Annotated in this window: 18 protein-coding genes; 11 read left to right on the forward strand and 7 right to left on the reverse strand. The window is 50.8% G+C overall.

What is annotated here, in order from left to right; genetic code table 11:
* Nucleotides 1-20 precede the first annotated feature (20 nt).
* Nucleotides 21-1,334 carry an NAD(P)/FAD-dependent oxidoreductase gene (locus AB4876_RS06425; protein ID WP_368380823.1) on the forward strand — a complete coding sequence of 438 codons (1,314 nt, stop codon included), beginning with the start codon at nucleotides 21-23 and terminating at the stop codon, nucleotides 1,332-1,334.
* Nucleotides 1,335-1,361: 27 nt separating this feature from the next.
* Here the strand turns inward: AB4876_RS06425 and AB4876_RS06430 are convergent, their stop codons facing one another.
* Nucleotides 1,362-1,715 (reverse strand): YkgJ family cysteine cluster protein, encoded by a 354-nt coding sequence (locus tag AB4876_RS06430; protein ID WP_368380824.1) that lies wholly within the window; start codon nucleotides 1,713-1,715, stop codon nucleotides 1,362-1,364.
* A 367-nt stretch (nucleotides 1,716-2,082) separates the two neighbouring features.
* Nucleotides 2,083-3,093, reverse strand: coding sequence for an AraC family transcriptional regulator (locus AB4876_RS06435; protein WP_368380825.1), 1,011 nt, complete (start codon nucleotides 3,091-3,093; stop codon nucleotides 2,083-2,085).
* Between the two features lie 121 nt (nucleotides 3,094-3,214).
* Here AB4876_RS06435 and AB4876_RS06440 point away from each other — a divergent pair, with 121 nt between their 5' ends.
* The 5 genes from AB4876_RS06440 to AB4876_RS06460 all read left to right on the forward strand — a co-directional run bounded on the left by AB4876_RS06440 (nucleotide 3,215) and on the right by AB4876_RS06460 (nucleotide 7,702).
* Entirely contained in the window at nucleotides 3,215-5,518 is a 2,304-nt protein-coding gene (locus tag AB4876_RS06440; protein ID WP_368380826.1) for a TonB-dependent receptor, read from the forward strand.
* A gap of 17 nt (nucleotides 5,519-5,535) precedes the next feature.
* A complete protein-coding gene (locus AB4876_RS06445; RefSeq protein WP_368380827.1) occupies nucleotides 5,536-6,180 on the forward strand; it encodes an START domain-containing protein in 645 nt (214 codons plus the stop codon).
* Nucleotides 6,173-7,000 (forward strand): alpha/beta fold hydrolase, encoded by an 828-nt coding sequence (locus AB4876_RS06450; protein ID WP_368380828.1) that lies wholly within the window; start codon nucleotides 6,173-6,175, stop codon nucleotides 6,998-7,000. Before AB4876_RS06445 ends, AB4876_RS06450 begins: the two co-directional genes overlap by 8 nt.
* Before the next feature lie 142 nt (nucleotides 7,001-7,142).
* Entirely contained in the window at nucleotides 7,143-7,388 is a 246-nt protein-coding gene (locus AB4876_RS06455; protein WP_368380830.1) for a type II toxin-antitoxin system CcdA family antitoxin, read from the forward strand.
* Nucleotides 7,388-7,702 carry a CcdB family protein gene (locus tag AB4876_RS06460; protein WP_368380831.1) on the forward strand — a complete coding sequence of 105 codons (315 nt, stop codon included), beginning with the start codon at nucleotides 7,388-7,390 and terminating at the stop codon, nucleotides 7,700-7,702. The genes AB4876_RS06455 and AB4876_RS06460 overlap by 1 nt, the downstream gene beginning before the upstream one ends.
* Before the next feature lie 134 nt (nucleotides 7,703-7,836).
* Here the strand turns inward: AB4876_RS06460 and AB4876_RS06465 are convergent, their stop codons facing one another.
* The 3 genes from AB4876_RS06465 to pedF form a co-directional block, all read right to left on the reverse strand.
* The gene (locus AB4876_RS06465; protein WP_368380832.1) at nucleotides 7,837-9,597 is read right to left on the reverse strand and encodes a PQQ-dependent methanol/ethanol family dehydrogenase; all 1,761 of its coding nucleotides are present in this window, start codon (nucleotides 9,595-9,597) and stop codon (nucleotides 7,837-7,839) included.
* 318 nt (nucleotides 9,598-9,915) lie between these two features.
* A complete protein-coding gene (locus AB4876_RS06470) occupies nucleotides 9,916-10,845 on the reverse strand; it encodes a substrate-binding periplasmic protein (protein WP_368380833.1) in 930 nt (309 codons plus the stop codon).
* A complete protein-coding gene (gene pedF / locus AB4876_RS06475) occupies nucleotides 10,835-11,287 on the reverse strand; it encodes a cytochrome c-550 PedF (protein ID WP_368380834.1) in 453 nt (150 codons plus the stop codon). The genes AB4876_RS06470 and pedF overlap by 11 nt, the downstream gene beginning before the upstream one ends.
* A 412-nt stretch (nucleotides 11,288-11,699) precedes the next feature.
* Between pedF and AB4876_RS06480 the strand changes: the two genes are divergently transcribed.
* The 5 genes from AB4876_RS06480 (at nucleotide 11,700) to AB4876_RS06500 (ending at nucleotide 16,222) form a co-directional block, all read left to right on the forward strand.
* Nucleotides 11,700-12,896 (forward strand): ABC transporter substrate-binding protein, encoded by a 1,197-nt coding sequence (locus AB4876_RS06480; RefSeq protein ID WP_368380835.1) that lies wholly within the window; start codon nucleotides 11,700-11,702, stop codon nucleotides 12,894-12,896.
* 7 nt (nucleotides 12,897-12,903) lie between these two features.
* On the forward strand, nucleotides 12,904-13,887 hold the full coding sequence (locus AB4876_RS06485; protein ID WP_368380836.1) for a YVTN family beta-propeller repeat protein: 984 nt from the start codon (nucleotides 12,904-12,906) through the stop codon (nucleotides 13,885-13,887).
* A 10-nt stretch (nucleotides 13,888-13,897) separates the two neighbouring features.
* Complete coding sequence (locus AB4876_RS06490) at nucleotides 13,898-14,632, forward strand: ATP-binding cassette domain-containing protein (protein WP_368380837.1); 735 nt, start codon at nucleotides 13,898-13,900, stop codon at nucleotides 14,630-14,632.
* Nucleotides 14,629-15,435, forward strand: coding sequence for an ABC transporter permease (locus AB4876_RS06495; RefSeq protein ID WP_368380838.1), 807 nt, complete (start codon nucleotides 14,629-14,631; stop codon nucleotides 15,433-15,435). Before AB4876_RS06490 ends, AB4876_RS06495 begins: the two co-directional genes overlap by 4 nt.
* 112 nt (nucleotides 15,436-15,547) lie before the next feature.
* Nucleotides 15,548-16,222 carry a response regulator gene (locus tag AB4876_RS06500; protein WP_368380839.1) on the forward strand — a complete coding sequence of 225 codons (675 nt, stop codon included), beginning with the start codon at nucleotides 15,548-15,550 and terminating at the stop codon, nucleotides 16,220-16,222.
* A 22-nt stretch (nucleotides 16,223-16,244) separates the two neighbouring features.
* Here the strand turns inward: AB4876_RS06500 and AB4876_RS06505 are convergent, their stop codons facing one another.
* Both AB4876_RS06505 and nosP read right to left on the reverse strand, forming a co-directional pair.
* On the reverse strand, nucleotides 16,245-18,506 hold the full coding sequence (locus AB4876_RS06505) for a hybrid sensor histidine kinase/response regulator (protein ID WP_368380840.1): 2,262 nt from the start codon (nucleotides 18,504-18,506) through the stop codon (nucleotides 16,245-16,247).
* Between the two features lie 35 nt (nucleotides 18,507-18,541).
* The gene (gene nosP, locus AB4876_RS06510) at nucleotides 18,542-19,741 is read right to left on the reverse strand and encodes a nitric oxide-sensing protein NosP (protein ID WP_368380841.1); all 1,200 of its coding nucleotides are present in this window, start codon (nucleotides 19,739-19,741) and stop codon (nucleotides 18,542-18,544) included.
* Nucleotides 19,742-19,782 lie beyond the last annotated feature (41 nt).

Genomic DNA, 19,782 nt, shown 5'->3' on the forward strand with positions numbered 1-19,782 from the left:
CTTTCTGCGAGATCTCCACCATGGAAAACATCGTTATTGTCGGCGGCGGCGCCGGTGGCTTGGCCCTAGCCACTCAGTTAGGCCAAAAATTTAAACGCAGTAACACCATCCAAATTATCTTGATCGACAAAAGCCCGATGCACATCTGGAAGCCCCTACTCCACGAAGTCGCCGCTGGCTCTATCGACTCTTCCTTCGACGAGCTTAACTACCGCTATCACGGCAAAAAAAAGCACTTCAACTTTCTACTTGGCAGCTTAGAAACCGTCGATCCCCAACACAAAATTCTACACTTGGCCGAACGCCGCGATGACCAAGGCGAGCTTATTACCCCCAAGCAAAGCCTAGCTTACGAGTATTTAGTAATTGCGATAGGTGGCGTTAGCAACGACTTTGGCGTGACCGGCGCCCGCGAGCACTGCTATTTTTTAGACGACAAAAACCAAGCCGAACGCTTTCACCAACACCTGCTAAATCAAACCGACAAACTCAGCTGTAGTTCATTGAGCAACGACAGTGCAGACCGGGCAACGCCGGTATTGCGCATTGCCATTGTCGGTGGCGGCGCCACAGGCGTCGAGCTAGCCGCAGAGCTGCAACACACCGCGCTGGGTTTGTCTGGCTACCAGCGCAGTGAAGCAGGCAAAGTTAATTACAAAATCACCTTAATAGAAGCAGGGCCGCGCATTCTCCCCGCCCTGTCCGAAAAACTATCCAAAGCCGCCACGCGCACCTTAGAGCGCATTGGTATTGAAGTGCGCTGCAACACCGGCGTAAAGCGCTGCGCAAGCGAGGGCTTTACCACCGGCAACGATGAAACCATTCAATGTGATATTCGGGTGTGGGCTGCGGGCATCAAAGCGCCGCCGCTACTCAGTAATATTCCAGCGCTGGAAGCCAATAATCGCAATCAGCTCTTGGTGCTGCCCACCTTACAAGCGAGCAAGAACGAACATATCTTTGTGATTGGCGACTGCGCCAGCTGCCCCCTACCAGAGGGCGGCTTTGTTCCCCCCAGAGCCCAAGCCGCCCACCAAATGGCCAGCCTTGTTTACACCAATCTGCTGCGCAGCAGGCGTAACAAACCATTAAAGAACTTTCGCTACCGCGACTTTGGCTCACTGGTGTCGCTCAGCAACTACAATACCGTGGGCGGTTTAATGAGCGGTTTTGTGGGCAGTGAAATGCGTATTGGCGGGCCAATCGCCCGCCTCGCCTACCTGTCCCTCTACCGCATGCACTTATTAGCGATTCACGGCCTATACAACTCGCTACTCATTGCGGTTGCAGGGCGTATTCACCGCGCAATAAAGCCCAAACTTAAATTGCACTAACACTTGTATCAACAGCTACGGTTACAGCTAAACCAGCACTTGGCGGGTATTGGCAATGTAGTGATGAACCTGCCGCTCAACCTCGGGATCAACCATCTCGTCTGGGCGGCGATCATTTGGGCAGGGCATACGCGGGGTAGTACCAAACAAACGACAAATCAAAGGCCGTTCGCCGTACACCGTGCAACCCTTAGGCCCAAGGTGTACACAACTCAGCTCGCCTAAGGCCGCTTCATGCTCGGCATCGGTTTTTACTGGCAGCCGCGACATTTCTTCCGAAGACGTCGTCACAGGCCCACAGCAATCGTGACAACCCGACACACATTCAAACGACGGAATACGCTCGCGCAGCCTCGCGATGATATCTCGATTTTGGTACATTTAATTTTGCCTTATGTGCAGCACAGCAGTAACAACCCTGCACCTTGCTCATTAGAATTTTACGACTTTTTTATACTAACTTGGCATCTAAATACTTCGCCAATGCGGCGCAATAAGCAACGTACATGCTAAAGATATTTCGACGCTCGTTATTCCGAATTTTCGAGATTGATATGCCGTTCGTCGCGGCGCTTACCGCGTGTAAGCCGATAATTTTCTTAGCACTATTGTTACATTCAAGCGAGTATTGTAGCAGATATAAAGGAGCGCCGGATTAACAGGCGCTATCAAACCCCGACCCCACCACTAAACTCTCATAAATAGCATTGCTTGCGCCTGCTAAATCTGCCTCAGACTTTTGACAAACTCATTCGCTGAGCGATGACCACTTTTTCCGGTACTGAGCCGGAGACTCGCCAACCCATGCTTTAAACGCTTTGCTAAACGCTGCGGTTTCCTCAAATCCTAATTGCTCAGCAATTTTTGCTATCGAGATATTGTGGTTAGTAAGTAATTGCGTGGCCTTATCTAATCGAACACTTTTCTTAATTTCATTAAAGTTTACATCTTCTTTGCGCAATCGCGTTCCCAGCATTTTTGGGGTTAGGTTAAACCTTTCAGAGACGTCAGCAAAGCTTGGCATTTCGGGGCTTGGCCACGTTTCCAGCAGATGGCGGACTTCGGTGTGAAAGCTGCGCATATTGTCTTGAGGTGTCAGTATAAACGACGGCGATGACAGTAATAGCGCTGCGAGTGACCCTGCATTTTGAACAATTTTTTGTTTTAAATACGTCGCGCTAAAAGTGAACTCTAGATAGTCGCAATCAAAGTATCGCCGACAGGGAAATAATGTCTGAAACTCCACCTCATACTCTGGACGGGGATAGTCAAAACTCACACTTTTGAGTGCAATCCGGCCGCCAATTAACCAACTGGCAAACTGATAAAAACCGATAAGCAAGTAATCGGCGAGCAAATGGTTTGGATCATTTAGGCGACTATTTCTTTGTATGCGAAAGCACGCCTGCTTTTTATCGTTAAAAAACTCAGGCTCCCAAGACTTACCCACATAGCAATAAAAACAGGCAGCGACGCGTAATGCTTCGCCTAGGTTTGGCGCATTAATCATTAGATTACTCGCGTAAAAAAAGGCCCCAGGCTTTAGCGGCGGGCCGTCACCCAAACCCAAATCTTCGTCGTCAAGTAAATACCAGCCGGCTTGCAGCAAGCGCTGACAGACCAATAAATCGTATCGCGGACTATCGATAGCGTGGAATGGCGCAAAGTCACTAAGTAATGACGTCACGTCAATACCCCTAGCCTCCAGTGCCGCAGTCAAGGCTTGGCGGATATGTGGCGGTATGAAGTACTTACTCATAGACAAGCTCACAAGCGGTAAGTTTAGGACAAAATATTAGTCCAGATATGACATTGTTGCGAGCCCTAATTTGGCGGATATTTCAAACTTCGTACAAAAACCAAAATAATTTAGGCGAATTATGAAACGTAATAAAAAGCATTTAATAGCCGTATCGATGAAACCCAGCTTGCCCTGCATTCCACTTAGCTTGGCCATCATTTTTGCTATGCCGCTGCCATTGTTAGCACAGAATGCCGTCGACCCTGAACCTGCAAGTAACTCGACACGGAAGCCGCGCACCACCATCTTAGAAGAAGTTATCGTCTCGGCGACCAAGCGCGATGCCGACTTGCGCGACATACCGCTGAGTATCGACGCGTTCACGGGTGAGTCCTTGCGCGACATTGGCGCCGCCAATATCGAGTCCATCGCGCGGTTTTCACCGGGGGTCTCGGTAAGCCCCGGGCTTGATCCAGAAGCGGCGCAGGTCATCATTCGCGGCGTTTCAACAGACACCTTCTTCACCTTTTTTACACGAACCTTCGGTATGTTTTACGAGGATGTATCGATGGTGAACCCCTCTATTCTTGGCCCTCAACCGAATATAGACCCCTATGACATGAAGACCGTCGAGATTCTTAAAGGGCCGCAAGGCACCTTATTTGGCGGCTCGGCATTGGCGGGGGCCATTCGCTATGTACCGAATAAGCCCGACTTTGAAGAGGCCTACGGTCAGCTCGCCGCTGCGACGACTGAACACGCCCGCAGTGACGGCATGTCACACCGTTACGATGTGATGGCTAACGTGCCGCTGGGCGAAAAATTCGCCGCGCGGGTTGTCGCCAGTAAAACTGCGCGACCTGGCTATATTAAAGATCTTCGCTCAGGTCGCGATGACATCAACTCCTCACAATCAGAGCAGGTTCGCGGCTTGTTAAGCTGGCGCGCGACAGAGTCGTTTACCCTAAATTACAGCGGTATTCGCCGCGAGACCCATCAGGATGACGGTGCCTTTGCCAACACCATTGGCGAGCCAACCCATTCTCAGCGCTTTTTTCCAGATGAGCTCGATTCTCGCACCGACATTCACACTTTGACGGCAGACTGGAGTTTTAACAGTTTTGACGTAGTTGCCATTGCTGCGAATATGACCAAAGACTACCCCCAACGGCTGGACTACTCCCAGTTTTTTGGCACCGCCACACTCGGTGTAGGCACCTATGGCGACACCTTTATCAACTCCGACCAACCCAGTGCAGAGCTGCGAATTGTGTCTAATGAACCAACGGAATCGAATTGGTGGATACTCAACGATTGGAGCTATGTAGCAGGACTATTTTACATATATAGCGATCAGTTCTTGGCTTTAAATATTGGCACAGAATTGACTGGTGACCTATTACGCCTGCGAGGCAATGTAGAGGCCGAGGAATACGCCACATTTGTGGATGTGACACGCGGGTTAGGCGAACATTGGGAGCTAGGGTTAGGGGGACGCTTTTTCCGCCAGAGCACCGACGCCGACATTGAAACAACGCTGTTGCCGGTCGCTGAATTACCGCTTATTGGCGAAATTGGCAGTAATTTACCACCGCTCTTAGGTAGCCTCGGTGGTTTAACACAGGGCTCACTTGGTCGCGACGTTGGCCGCGTTGCAGAAACCGTTTTCAATCCTAAACTGACACTCAAATGGGCTCATTCAGATTCATTGTCTATTTTTGCGTCGGCGGTTAAAGGTTTCCGCTATGCAGGTGCCAACCAAAACCCCACACGTGACCCAAAAGTCCCTCTGTTCTTTAAATCCGACAATATCTGGAATTATGAATTGGGGATGCGCACCGAGTGGTTTGAAGGCGCGGTTCAGTTTGATGTTACCGCGTTCTATTTAGAATGGACGGATATGCAAGTACAGCAACGTGAATACACTGGCGCATTTGCCTACACCACCAACGTAGGGGGAGCAGAAAACACTGGGGTGGAATTTGGCTTAAATACACTACTGCCAGGCGGCTTTGCCATCAAACTTAACGGCTCCTACGTTGACGCCCACACCACCACATTCTTCGACGACTTCCAGGGCCCAGCAGAGGCCGGCACCGAACTGCCGGGTTCACCACCAGTTTCAGGGTCCATAATGGTGGCTTGGCTTGGCAATCTTGGCCCCGCAGAGATTGTATCCACGGTCAATTACACCTACCAAAATCGTAACTACAATAATTTGGCGCAAACCTATGAACACCCACCAATGAAATTATTGGGCGCGAGCATTAATTTCCGCTTTCCAGAATTATGGGGTGAGCCATCAATTAATTTAGTGGGCAATAATTTAACCAATGAATTCGAGCCGGGCGTCGTATTTGATACCCCAAATACTGGGGGACTGTTAACCATTTATAATCCGCCGCGCTCGGTATCATTGGGTATCGAATTCAATCTCCACTAAGCAGGCTGAACACCCGAATGTTTAATTTGCGCCCCCTATGGTCATTAGTGATCGTACTTTTAGTGGTAACCAGTCAAGCCTCTGCGGATCAGGGGCAAGACCTTGACAGCGGCTGGACGCTCCGCCGCGAATCTGCCGATCTCAAAATTTTAACGCGGGATATCATTGGCTCAGATCTTAAAGCTGTTCGCATTGAAACGACGCTAGCCGCGCAACTCGATGAGGTCGCAACATTACTAATACAGCCATTGCGTCGCCGCGACTGGGATGAGATGTGTAAGAGCGTCAAGATTCTGTCTACGTCGGAGCACACTACGCGAGCCTACTATCACTACGATATGCCTTGGCCAGTGCACGATCGCGACATTATTCTACAAACAGACGTGCACCGAGAGGGGGAAAGTCTCGTGATTAACAGCAATGCGATTAGTGATGCCTATGCGCCAGACCCCGAACGAGTAAGGGTATCCGAGGCCTGGTATCACTGGCAGCTTAGCCCCGCCGCCAATGGTAACACTGCGGTGATCGCAGAGATGTTCATGGACCCCGCAGGGCCAATTCCAGCGTGGTTACTGAATCGTTTAGCGCTTACGCAACCAGTCAAAACTATCGAGCGTTTAAATCAGGTTCTTAAATTAGAGGCATCCAAGTCCAATGAATGAATCACTTATTAGTACGCCGCCCCCAAACAAAGCAGAAACCGTATTACTACTGCACGGCGCGACCTCCGTTCACGACATATGGGCGCCACTGCTGCCGTTGTTCCCAGCCAACTACAGGATCATTCCGCTAGCGCTGCCGGGCCACCTCGATGGCGAGCCGGTGGATCTAACGCAGCCAATTAGCCTAGACTTACTCAGTAAAAAAATCGTGCTGGAAATGCATCGCCAAGGTATTGAATCTGCCCATGTGGCAGGTAACTCGCTGGGCGGCTGGTTAGCGCTCGAGCTAGCGCGCTGCGGCTTTGCCAAATCTGTAACTGCTTTTTCACCGGCGGGGAGCTGGCCCAATCACAAAGCGTTTTTACGTATTGCTCGGGCAATGGTGTTTGCATGCCGAGTGTTCCCGCTATTGCGTCCCTTGTTCGCACCGCTGATGGTATTCACTACAGTAAGGCAATGGCTATTTGCCAGCCAAATGAGACACGGAGAACGGATATCACCAAGCGCCGCAAAGCGATTATTACTGGCCATTTGTCGGTGTCCTGTCATTCCGCCGCTGATAAAGGCTTTTGGTGACCATGGCGCAATTAGGCCGCTTCCCGATCCTAGCATACCAGTAAATATTGTGTGGTCTGCAAACGACGCCGTGCTGCCGCCTGCGGAGTTTCTGGAACCCATGCGCGACGCTGTGCCGTCAGCGCGTTTTATATTACTAGGAGAAGCAGGCCACGTGCCTATGTATGACCAGCCCGCAGCGATGGTGGCGCATATCCAAGAAAGCATTGAGCAAACCACCGCTAACGTGACGATGAACGCATAGTCGACAGCGCAAAGTTGCCGGTAAAACACATTCCGATAGCACCGACACCGCGCCCGCCGCACAAGCCTCGATTGCAATGCCAAAGGCATCTTGCTAGCATGCGCATTACCAATACGCATTATGTCTGCGAGGTAAAGCTAAAATGCGCGAAATTTTCGACAGAGACGCCCCAAAAAAGGCGACAAATCTCAGCATAAACAGCAGCTTACTTGCCCAAGCTAAAAGCTTAAAAGTGAACCTTTCTGCTACTTTGGAGCGCGCCCTCGAGGCCGAGCTAAGGCAAAGCAAGCGCCAACAGTGGCTTGAAGACAATAAGCAAGCCATCGAGAATTGCAACGACTTAGTGAAATCTGGCGGTCTATTTGCTGATAAGCACCGGAGCTTCTAATGAAGCAATTCGATCTGTACCACAACACAGACCCAGATAGCTGCCAAACGTATCCCTTTTTCGTCGATGTACAAACGGACTTACTAGAGCAGCTGACTAGTCGCGTAGTTATTCCAATCGCGGCAGCGAATAATGCTAAATCCTTCCCCAAAAATCTGTGCCCAATAGTCGAAATTAACAATAAAAATTATGCACTTCTCAGCCATCAAATCACGACAGTTTCATCAACTTTTTTAGTAAAGAGAGAGGACTCTCTACTATTAAACAGAGACGAAATTATCTCTGCACTCGATTTTTTACTCACAGGCATTTAAGCGTTTTATTCAAGACGCTTACGTCATATGACTCTGGCTTAATTGCTTCGAAATCACCCGCAAAAAAGCCCCACTTGATCCAAGCGGGGCTTTCGTCGTTTTACCAGCCTTAGCAGCCTATACTATCCAAACACTTAGTTCTTCGGAATTTTAAAGGTCCACACACTGCCACCTTGGTTCAGGTTTTTAATGCGTTTGGCCACTTCGCCTCCCCATAATGGAATTGCGCCGCCCCAGCCAGACACGATGGTCACGTATTGTTCGCCGTCTTTGTCCCAGGTGATGGGCGAGCTAACAATGCCGGAGCCGGTGTTGAACTTGTACAGCACTTCGCCAGTTTTGGCGTCGAAGGCCATTAAGTAACCTTCGGGGTTACCCATAAACACCAAGTTGCCCGCGGTAGCGAGTACCCCACCCCACAGTGGCGCGTTGTTTTTGAACTCCCACTTTACGGTGCCAGATACGGGGTCTATGGCTTTGAGTGAACCAATATGGTCTTCAAATATCGGTTTAATGGTAAAGCCTGAACCTAGGTAAGCTGCACCTTTTTTGTAGTTTACTGGCTCGTTCCAAATATCCATGCCCCATTCGTTAGAAGGTACATAGAAGTAGCCGGTATCTTGGCTGTAGGCCATTGGCATCCAGTTCTTACCGCCGAGGAAGGAGGGCACCGCAAATACGGATTTGCCCTTTTTGCCATCGGTGCCGGTAGTGGCGGGATTACCTGGGCGCATGGCCTCGTCGAAGATCGGCGTGCCGTCTTTATTTAAGCCCTTGGCCCATGTCATCTCCTTGATGAAGGGCAGGCCGCGAATGAATTTGCCGTTGGTGCGGTCTAGTACGTAGAAGAAACCATTGCGGTCGGCGGTTGCCGCTGCCTGAATGGTTTTACCACCTTGCTTATAGTTAAACGACACTAGTTCGTTTACACCGTCGAAATCCCAGCCGTCGTGAGGCGTGGTTTGGAAATGCCAAACGATCTTGCCGGTGTCGGGGTTAATTGCAAGGCGCGAGGCGCTGTAGAGGTTGTCGCCAGGACGCAAATGGGAGTTCCACGGCGCGGGGTTACCCGTACCAAAAAACAGCAGATCGACCTCTGGGTCGTAAGTGCCGCCAAGCCATGTTGCTGCGCCACCGGTTTTCCACATATCGCCGGGCCATGTTTTACCGGCTTTGCCACCGGTAATGCCATTTTCTTTACCGTTTAAATAGCCCATGTGGCCTTCAACGGTGGGACGGCTCCAAATCATTTCGCCGGTTTTTGCGTCGCGGGCTTCTACCTTGCCCACAATGCCGAATTCACCCCCAGATACCCCGGTAATGACCTTGCCTTTCACAATTAGCGGCGCGGCGGTCATGGAGTAGCCGGCTTGGTAATCGCCAACGGTTTTACGCCAGATTGGCTTGCCGGTTTTAATATCCAGCGCGACTAGCTTAGCGTCGAGGGTGCCAAAAATAACGAGATCGCCATACAGCGCCGCACCGCGGTTAACCACGTCGCAGCAGGGCATTATGCCGTCTGGGAGGCGCGCATCGTACTGCCAAATTTCTTCGCCAGTAGCGATATCAACCGCGTAGATACGGGAATAAGAGGCGGTTACATACATAACGCCATCTTTAATCAGCGGCTGAGATTCTTGCCCGCGCTGCTTTTCACCGCCAAAAGAAAATGACCAAATTGGCGACAGGGATTTTACGTTTTTGGTGTTTACAATTTTTAGCGGGCTGTAGCGCTGACCCTGCGGCCCCAAACCGTAAGACACCACATCGCCAGTGGTGGTGGCGTCGTTTAAAATATCTTGGTCTGTTACGCCCGCACTAACAAGGGAACTGAAACCAAGCGTTGCGACGGCGGCCGCCACGGTAATTGATCTTGCCAAGTACTTTATTTTCATCGGAAATCTCCTTCCTTATACTTAGATTTTATTGTTGAACAGGTATTAAAATATTTTTGGTTATCAATTTTTCAGTACTTTTCTTTCAAATATCTATTTCTATAAATTGCTATTACAGATCTATCGCAAAGGCCTGCCCACCAACTTTTTAAATTACATGGCGAGCACGCCATTGCGATCTGTGCCTGAGTATGTGGCGACGCAGCCACACTCACAATTGGTCTAGAGGTGTGTAAACATCGTCCATTGGTATTGCTTTAGTACTAATAAATTCATGAGGTTTTGCAGCGACGGGCGCTATAACAACGCGGAAAATTTTCATTCCGCGTCTAGCTCATAGGTCGAGGGGAGTTCGTAGCTAACACCATACTGAGTGAATACTTTTGCCATATCACCGCTATCTATCATTGCGGTGATAACCGCTTCTACGGCATAGCCGAGTTGGCGGTAGTTCTCTTTTATGGCGATACCAATATCCCAACTTTTACGGCCAAGGGCTTCGAGGCCATCGTCGTCGATGTCGAAATTGCTGGGCTTATTCGGCAAGCCCCACTCTAACTGACTACGCATACCGGCAACCGCGCTGAGTTTGCCCGCGTTTAAATCAGCAAGTGCGCCGTAGACGGTGGAATAATGATGGACATTCTCACGCAGGCGGCCCTGATAAGTGCCTACTAGGAAGAAGTCAGGGAGGCTGTCGATCTCGACGCCAATGGGCTGATACTGAAAAATAGCGAGGTTGCGGACCTCGCCAGTCTTTTTAATATCGCGCACCAACTGCCATGATTCTTTATGGTAGGGCGCCAACATAACGACCATATCGTTGCGCGGCAGGCCGTAGCCGTCTTGGGCGTAAGCGTATTCGCGGTCGTAGGGCACCCGCAACATCACATCGGCCACTTTGCGCTCCACAACACTGCCCTTCCAGATGGCATTGCGCAGGTCATCGTCTACGGTTTCATCTGCGGTCAGCCATTGCCAGCGAGCCTCTAGCCCTAGCTCGCTCGCAATGCGCTTTGCAATATCAACATCAATGCCGGCGGGCACACCTTCTTTTAAATAGGAGTAGGGTGGAAAATCCCGATACACTGCAAATTCGATGTACTGAGATTTAATAACATCATCGTATTCCCGCGCATGGACGGTGCTTGCCGCGAGCACAGCCAAAAGCAACACCCCTAGCAGGTTTAGCAGAGGTCTACCGAGAATGGCGCGCAGCAACTTCATGATGCTGCGTTCACTCGTCAAGCTTGCGGGTATCTAAATACGAGCGAATTGCCCACATCGCCTCTTGGCTTAGAATGCCTTCAAATGGTGGCATATATACGCGACCGTCAATCACCGCACCGCCGCGAATACGAGTCATAAACCACTGGTCAGATTCTTGAATATCAATGTATTCAGCGGGGTCATTCAACTTTCTTAAGTCTGGGGTCATGCCGCCAGAAATCGCTTGCAAGCCGTGGCAGCGCGCGCAATTCTGGTTATACCCAGAAGCGCCCACCCGAATGGCCTCTTCATTGCCGCGATAGGGGTTTTCTTCAAGCCAAGTTTCACCCAGTTGTGGCAGGGTTTCGGTGTTAACCGCCTGCGGCGTTACATCACCGTGGGCCAAGGTCAAGCTCGCCTGAACTCCAAAAAATATAACTGCACCGCTACGCAGAGCGCGTTTAACAGATAAATTACGCATAGTATTCCTCAATCATTCTGACATTATTTTCGAAAAGACGGCACCGCGCTCAGCCAATCCGTATTGTGCTGATAGCCTAACAAACGGGTCATTTCAGGCAATTGTGCTTTGGTGCCGAGAAGCACAACAACAACTACTCCCTAAGTAGTAGCGGCCAGAAAATTAAGTGACGGGGGAGTAAAGCGAATTTATTCAGGCATTTATCTACTACTTTAGGCCTAGTTCATTGCGACCTTTTGCATATATCAATAGTGCTGCGCTAGCCATAGCATGAGCATTAAATAAAGGAGGTGTCGCTATTACGCTGCCGCCTTCTTGCTTATTAAGATTATAAAAATAGAGATGTAAGCTGTATGCAAAGCACGCAACCACGCAGCGGCTCGCTTGTATTGCAATGCAAGTTGTAGCGCTTATGAGAACTCCCCTGCGCTTTAGCGGCATTGCGCTATGCCTTTCACTTTTATCTGGCGCCGCGCTAAGCGCGACTACTGAGCAGCGCGCAGTATCGGTATTGTTTCTTGAACAAACGCAAATAGCGCGCCCAGTGCTGTCGCGCATACGCACCACCCCCGCCAGCGCCGGCCTAGACGGCGCCAGTGTTGGCATTAGCGACAATAATGCCAGCGGTCGTTTTACCGGAGATCACTACCAACTTAAAGCCGAATTAGTAGACGACAGCGCCGCCGTCGTGGCCGCTGCAAAAATGTGGTTAAGCAGCGGCAATAGTCTGATTATTGCCAAGCTGCCCGCCGCGAGTTTGCTTGCCCTAAGCGCTGATAAAGCCATTGCTAAACAGGCGATTATTTTTAATATTTCGGCCACCGACGATGCCCTGCGCAGCAGCCAATGTCGGCCACGCTTGCTGCACACCATTCCCAGCCGCGCCATGCTCACCGATGCCCTTGCGCAATTTTTAATCTCAAAACGCTGGAATAAATGGCTATTGCTGCGCGGCCAGCAGAACGAAGACAAACTCTATAGCGCCGCCCTAAAGCGCTCGGCCCACCGCTTTGGAGCAAAGATTATCGACGAGCGGGAGTGGCAATTTAACGCCGATTTACGCCGCTCGGCCCAAAATGAAATTAGCTTGTTTAGCCAAGCCAAGGATTACGACGTAACGCTAATCGCCGATGAAATAGGCGATATTGGCGAATACATTCCCTATAACACCTGGCTTGCCAGACCCGCCGCTGGCACCCAGGGTCTTACCCCAACCGCCTGGCACTGGAGCATAGAACAATGGGGCGCGGCGCAATTGCAGCACCGCTTTGAAGACTACGCCAAGCGCGATATGAACGACCTCGACTACGCCGGTTGGCTGGCGGTTCGCGCCATAGGTGAGGCGGTTAGCCGAAGTAAAACTGTTGACGTTAATGCTTTATATCAATACTTACTCAGCGATAACTTTCAGCTCAGCGCCTTTAAAGGCCGCGCCTTAAGTTTTCGCAATTGGAATGGTCAGTTACGCCAGCCTATTCCGCTGGTGCAACCCAATGCACTGGTTAGTCAGTCGCCCCAAGAAGGCTATCTTCACCCCACATCAGAAATGGACACCCTCGGCTACGACCGCCCCGAAGTAGACTGCCCATTTGCGGGGCCAACACTGTGAGAACATCATGAACAGCGCTTACCAAATTCCCGCGCTTAGCGCGCTACTCTTACTTGGCGTGTTGGCTCGGCCAACATTTGGCATGGCGGAAGAAGTCTATGTCTCTAATGAGAAGGACAATACCCTGTCGGTGATTGATCTTGATAGCCTCAAGGTCATTGCGACTATTCCGGTTGGTTTACGGCCCCGTGGCATTACCTTTAATCGCGACTACAGCCAGCTGTATATTTGCGCTAGCGACTCCGACAGCGTGCAAGTGATGGATGTAAAGAGCCAAAAAATCATTGCCAACCTGCCCTCCGGTGAAGACCCCGAGCAGTTTGCTCTGCACCCCAACAACAAGCACCTCTATATTTCCAACGAAGACAACGCCGTGGTCACGGTGGTGGATACCGAAAAACGCGAGGTTATTGGCCAAATCACCGTGGGCCTAGAGCCAGAAGGCATGGCAATAAGCCCCGATGGCAAATGGGTGGTTAACACCTCGGAAACCAGCAATATGCTGCATTGGATTGACAGCGGCAGCCACGAACTGGTCGACAATACCTTAGTAGACCAGCGCCCTCGGCATGTGGTGTTTAGCCGCGACGGCAAAAATCTGTGGGCCTCTTCAGAGATTGGTGGCACGGTCAGTGTTATCGACGTGGCAAGCCGAACCAGCAAGCACGTTTACAATTTTCATATTGCCGGTGTTCACCGCGACAAAATACAGCCGGTGGGCATTGTGCTAAGCAAAGACAATCGCTACGCCTTTGTCGCCCTTGGCCCCGCCAACCATGTTGCGGTTATCGATATTGCCAGCCAAAGCGTCATTAAGTATTTGCTGGTTGGCCGCCGCGTTTGGCATTTGGCCTTGAATGGCGACGAGTCGCGGCTCATTAGCAGCAATGGTATTAGCGGCGATGTGTCGGTAATCGATGTGACGTCCCTCACCGTGCTAAAGAGCATAAAGGTGGGGCGTTTCCCATGGGGGGTCGCGGTAAAGCCGTGATAACACGCCCATGACACACAGCGCCCTGCACATAGAAAATCTCAGCTACTACTACGGTGCCCGCTGCGCCCTAGACAAGCTCAAGCTCGATATTAGCGAGGGCGTGTTCTTCGGCCTGCTCGGCCCCAATGGCGCGGGCAAAACCACCTTAATGTCGCTGCTCACTCGGCTGTTAAAACCCGCGAGCGGCGAGATTCGAGTTTTCGATTACGCCTTACACAAACAGGCTAGTCAGGCGATGCGCAATATCGGTGTGGTATTTCAACAAAGCACCCTCGACCTAGATTTGAGCGTAGCCCAAAACCTAGCCTACCACGGTGCCCTGCACGGCATTGCACCGCGTGAAGTGCGGATTCGTATTAAACAGGAACTGGCGCGCTTTGAACTCAGCGACCGCCAACATGAGCATGTGCGCAATTTAAACGGCGGCCACCGCCGCCGTGTAGAACTCGCCCGCGCCCTGCTGCACCGCCCCAAGTTGCTCTTACTCGACGAAGCATCGGCGGGCCTAGACATCGACACCCGCGCCAGCTTAAACCAGCATGTGCGCACCCTGTGCCGCGAAGACGGCATAGCCGCGCTGTGGACGACCCATTTAATTGAAGAAATACACAGCGGCGATCAGCTGCTCATACTGCACGGCGGCCGCAGCCTTGCCCAGGGCCAAACACAAAGCCTAATTGCGCAGCACGGCGCGGCCGACCTGCCCGCCCTCTTCTCTCAGCTCACAAGGCCAGCGGCATGACGATCTCGGCTTACTACTTCTGCTTTGTCGGCATTCTCAAACGCGAGATGTACCGCTTTGTGCAACAGCGCTCGCGCTTCTTATCATCACTTGTACGCCCGCTGTTGTGGTTGGCCGTATTTGCAGCGGGCTTTCGCTCAGCCCTCGGTATTTCGATTATTCCGCCCTATGAAACCTATATTACTTACGAGGTGTATATTGCACCGGGCTTAATTGGCATTATTCTGTTGTTTAACGGTATGCAAAGTTCGCTGTCGATGGTCTATGACCGCGAGATGGGCAGTATGCGCGTGCTGCTCACCAGCCCCATTCCCCGCGCTTATCTGCTGGTCTGTAAGTTGCTGGCCACGTCCTTGGTATCGCTGTTTCAGGTCTATGCCTTTATTGCGATTGCGCGGCTGTTCGACATTACCCCGCCACTGCTGGGCTATGTATATCTATTACCCGCCGCGCTGCTACCGGCGCTAATGCTGAGCGCACTGGGCTTGTTCTTATCGTCGGTGATACGGCAGTTAGAGAATTTTGCGGGGGTAATGAATTTTATTGTATTCCCCATGTTCTTCTTGTCGTCGGCGCTTTACCCGCTGTGGAAAATGCGCGAATCCAATGAGCTTATTTATCAGATCTGCGCCCTCAACCCCTTTACCCACGGCGTAGAGCTGATTCGCTTTGCGCTCTACGGCCAGTTTAATACCCAAGCCTTTGTGGTGTGCGCCACCACCACTGCTGCATTTATGGCACTGGCAATTTTTGGTTACGATCCCAAGCACGGACTGCTAAAACGCAAAGCCGGTGGTGGCTAAGCTTATGAGCGAAGCGCTTCAAATTCATGTTTTAACGCCGGCATTGCGCTATATTAAGGCTGCGCGCGCCACGTAAAATAATTAGCTTATCGCCGCACGAGGTATAAAGACCATGATTCACATCATTATTGCCGACGACCACCCCTTATTTCGCGAGGCAATACGCAATGCCACCCAGCAGCAGTTTCCCGAGGCCTTAATTGCCGAAACAGCCTCGCTAGACGAAAGCCTTGCCTATATTGAAGAACACCCCGATGTAGACTTGGTGCTGCTCGACTTGAATATGCCGGGCATGGATGGACTTAATGGCATTGTGACCCTGCGCAGCACCTACCCCGATGTGCCAGTGGTGGTATTGTCGGCAGAAGAAGACAAAAATATTGTATTGCAGTCGATGACCTACGGCGCTGTTGGCTTTATTACCAAGTCGATGCCCCGCGAAAAAATTATTGCGGCTATTGAACAAATTCTCGACGGCCAAGCCTTTCTGCCCCCCGACATTATTCGCCGCAGTGGCAGCGACACCAGTCACAACCGGCGCCGCGAAAACACCGGCATCCCCAGCGAGATCATCTCATCCCTCACCCGCCGCCAATTACTGGTGTTTGAGCGCATGGCCAAAGGCGAGTCAAACAAGCAGATAGGCTATGAATTAAACATTGCAGAAACCACGGTTAAAGCCCATGTCTCGGCGATTTTACGCAAGCTCAAAGTACAAAACCGCATGAAAGCAGTGCTGTGTGCGTCGGCCATTGATTTTGAACACTATTTGCATCGTTCGCATTGATTGTGACGTCAGACGTAAAATCTTACTTTTCGGATAGTAAATAAACCAATACCGATTTCAATTTTAAGGGCTTAATCGGCTTATTCAAAAGATGAAAGCCCAATTCCTTAACCCGCTGACGCAGCTCATTGCTGTAATTTGCAGTGATCATTACGCTCGGCACCGACCGCGCCAAGTGTTCTCTTATTATTTCTTCGGCATCCAAGCCCGTGGTGTCATCGTCTAGGTGGTAATCTAAGATCAGGGCGTCTGGCGGCGGATTCAATAACGCCGGCTTATTGCGTAAATCGTCCAAGCTTTGGGCGGCAACTAAATCGCAGCCCCAATTCGCCAAGACCTGCGCCATGCCCTCGCAAATTGCCCAGTCGTTATCCACCAGCAGTATCCGCTTACCGCGCAGTGGGTCCAGCTGTGAGGTGGGCCGCTCGTCCTCGTCGAGCATACTGGCTTCGTTCTCGCCGCCGTAGGGAACGCACACCGAGAACACCGAACCCTTGCCGAGCGTAGATTGCAGTTTAATCTCGTGGTTTAACACCGTAGACAGCTTATCGACGATGGCCAAACCAAGACCCAAGCCCTTATCTTCGCGCTGTTTTTTGGCGTTCACCCGTTTAAATTCTAAAAATATTTCTTTTAGCTGATCCTCCGGTACGCCAACACCGGTGTCCCACACTTGTATTTCTAGGTAGTTGGCGCGACGACGGCAGCCCAGCAGTATCCGACCTTGATCGGTATAGCGAATGGCATTACTCAAAAAATTACGCAAGATACGCGCAAGTAACTGACTGTCGGAATGAACCGAAATATTGCAGGGCTCAAAACTAAAGGCCAAACCTGCTCTGGCGGTTTGCTGTTCAAACTCATTGGCCAAATTGCGCATTAATTCATTTACGGGAAAATAATCTAAAATCGGCTCAACTATCCCCGCTTCTAATTTTGAAATATCAACCAAGGTGCCTAGTAACGACTCTACATCACTAAGCGAATAACTGAGGGAGTTAATTAATTTAATCACGTTCGCTGGCAGATCGTAGTCCATTAGCGCCGTAGTAAAGAGCCGCGCTGCATTTAACGGCTGTAGCAGATCGTGACTGGCCGCGGTCATAAATTTTGTTTTAGAAATATTGGCGTCTTCAGCCTCGCGCTTGGCCTCCAGCAGCGATTTTTCAACCACACCGCGCTCGTCAATCTCAATACGCAGTTGGTGATTTAGTGCAGACAATTCCACGGTGCGTTCATGCACGCGTTTTTCCATGTGTTTGTAAGCATTTTTAAGTGCTTCTGCGGTGCGGCGCTGCTCAGTAACATCTTGGTAAGTATTTACATTGCCGCCACCGGGAATAAGGTGACTTTTAATGGCGATAACGCGGCCATCATCTAACAATTGCTCCGCCTCAAACAGCGAGCGCTGGCCGCGATGGCTGGCAGTGTCTGGCGCGTATTTAAAACTCTGTAAGGGCGAGTCTACAAAGAGGGTGTCAAACTGAATTCCACGACGAAGTTTTTCAGACTCTAGGCCAAGCACATTGGTGAACTGATCGTTCCATGCCTCTACATTGCGCTCGCCATTCACCAACACAACGCCAAGGGGGAGGTTGGCGATAAGCGATTGTAAAATTCTATTTTGCTCGGCCAGTACTTTTTCCTGTCTGGCAATTTCACTTTCTTTAACCTGGGTAATATCGCTGTAAGCAACCACTAGGCCGTCGTCAGCAGTGGGCCGCTCTGAAATTTGCAACCAGCGGCCGTCTGCCAAGCGAATTACGGTATCCCGAAAGATATCGCCGCGCTGCACTAATTTTTCAAAGGGTTTGCCTTCCGGGTCGTAAATACCGTGTTCAAGGGCCATCGGCGTTAGTTCTTTAAAGGTGGTTACTCCCACCTCAATTTTTGCATTGGTATTGCGCCAGAATTCATAAAAATGGCTATTTGCCAACACCAGCCGACGGTTCTTGTCGAACAGCACAATGGCGTCGGAGATACTTTCGATGGTGTCTAATAAACGCTGCTGGGAGTGCGCCGTTTCCAACCGTGTTTCAGTCAGGCTTTGATTGGCTTCTTCGAGCTTATAAAGAGTTTTACGCAGTTTGATGGTGCGATCTTTAACCTTGTCGGCAAGCAGCGCAGCATTCTGAAACGAGCGGTAGGCGTCGCCGTAATTGGCCCAACCCTGCTCCACCCGCTCGATAAGCACTTGATTGGTTTTTTTAAGCTTTTCGTTCTCGTAGCGCAAAGCTTCAATCACGCTTTCCACGCCATCACTTTGCGCGATATTACTGTCCATTCTCAAATACCTATTGCCGGCGGTTTACGCGGGCCTTAAACAGAAAACTCGCTGGCCTCACCAATCACCACCCCAGTAAACGTATGGTTTACATGCATGGCATCGCAGTGCTCGCCATAGGTGTTAAATCCAACCACTTTATAGCGCTGATACAAGGTCGATAACTCCTCGTAAATACCCTTGCCCTCGGCTTCAATACGGCGGTGAATGCAGTCGTAACCAATGACTAATTGCGGTTCGCCAATTTCGGCAACAACGCTTTCCATACGTTGTTCAAACTCGGCGACTAAACCACCATCGCGCATTTTGGTAAGCACTATGCCGGTATCAATTGCGCAGAAGAAGGTTAGGCTAAGATCGTCATTAACTTGCTGAATAGAGCGGGCAAAGAAGTTTTCACCCACCTGCACCGACAGGGGGTGCAGGGCGTATGACGCGGAATTCAATTCATCGAGAGAAATATCCATCACCCGGCAATATTCCAAGGCGGCGGGTTCGGCATTTAATTCATGGGCAATGCGCTTAGCGGGATCGGCTTTGGTCACCACCAGTTTTTCAAAGTCAGACACCAAATGGTGGCCGCTCAGCACACTAAACGAGCAGGTGGTGTTGATCAGAATAATCACCGCTGCATTACTAAAAAACTGTTTGTCGTAGTAAACATGGGTATCGCGAAAATGGAGGTTGTCGCCCGCCGAGCCGCCCACAAGGGGAATGCCCGACAGCGCTTCATTTAAGGCGCTGAGCACCAGTTCTTCGCGAATAGACATACCGTCGAGCAGCGATAAGGCAAAACTATTGTAGAGCATTGGCGCCAGCGAACGGCTGTCCAAACGCCGCATCATGCCTTTAACGGTGTCGTAGGCACCGCGCTCAGAAAAGCTGGCCAAATTCTTTAAGAGTGCGGTTTCCACCACAAAATGGTCGGCAGACAGGCAAAAGCCGGTAATTGAACCTGCCGACAAACCCAGCGGCGATATCTCGCCCGCAGTAGTACACCCCAACACCGGCACGTCGCCAAATAATGTGGCCAAGGTATCGCTGAGCTGCTCGCGGTCGTAATCTACACAGCAAAAAAATATTACGCAGGCTGGGCGCGCCATTAATAGCGAGTTAAACAGTTCCTGTGCGGCTTCAACCGCATTGGGATTATCGGAACCGCCATAGCGTACTGCTGGGCCAGTTCTTAGTGCTGAATCTGCGGAATTTAAGTACTGCTTTTCTGCGGTGTTCATGTACTGACCCTCGATGCGCTTCATTATTCTTATTGAAACTT

This window comes from Zhongshania guokunii (assembly GCF_040892635.1).
Taxonomy (GTDB): domain Bacteria; phylum Pseudomonadota; class Gammaproteobacteria; order Pseudomonadales; family Spongiibacteraceae; genus Spongiibacter; species Spongiibacter guokunii.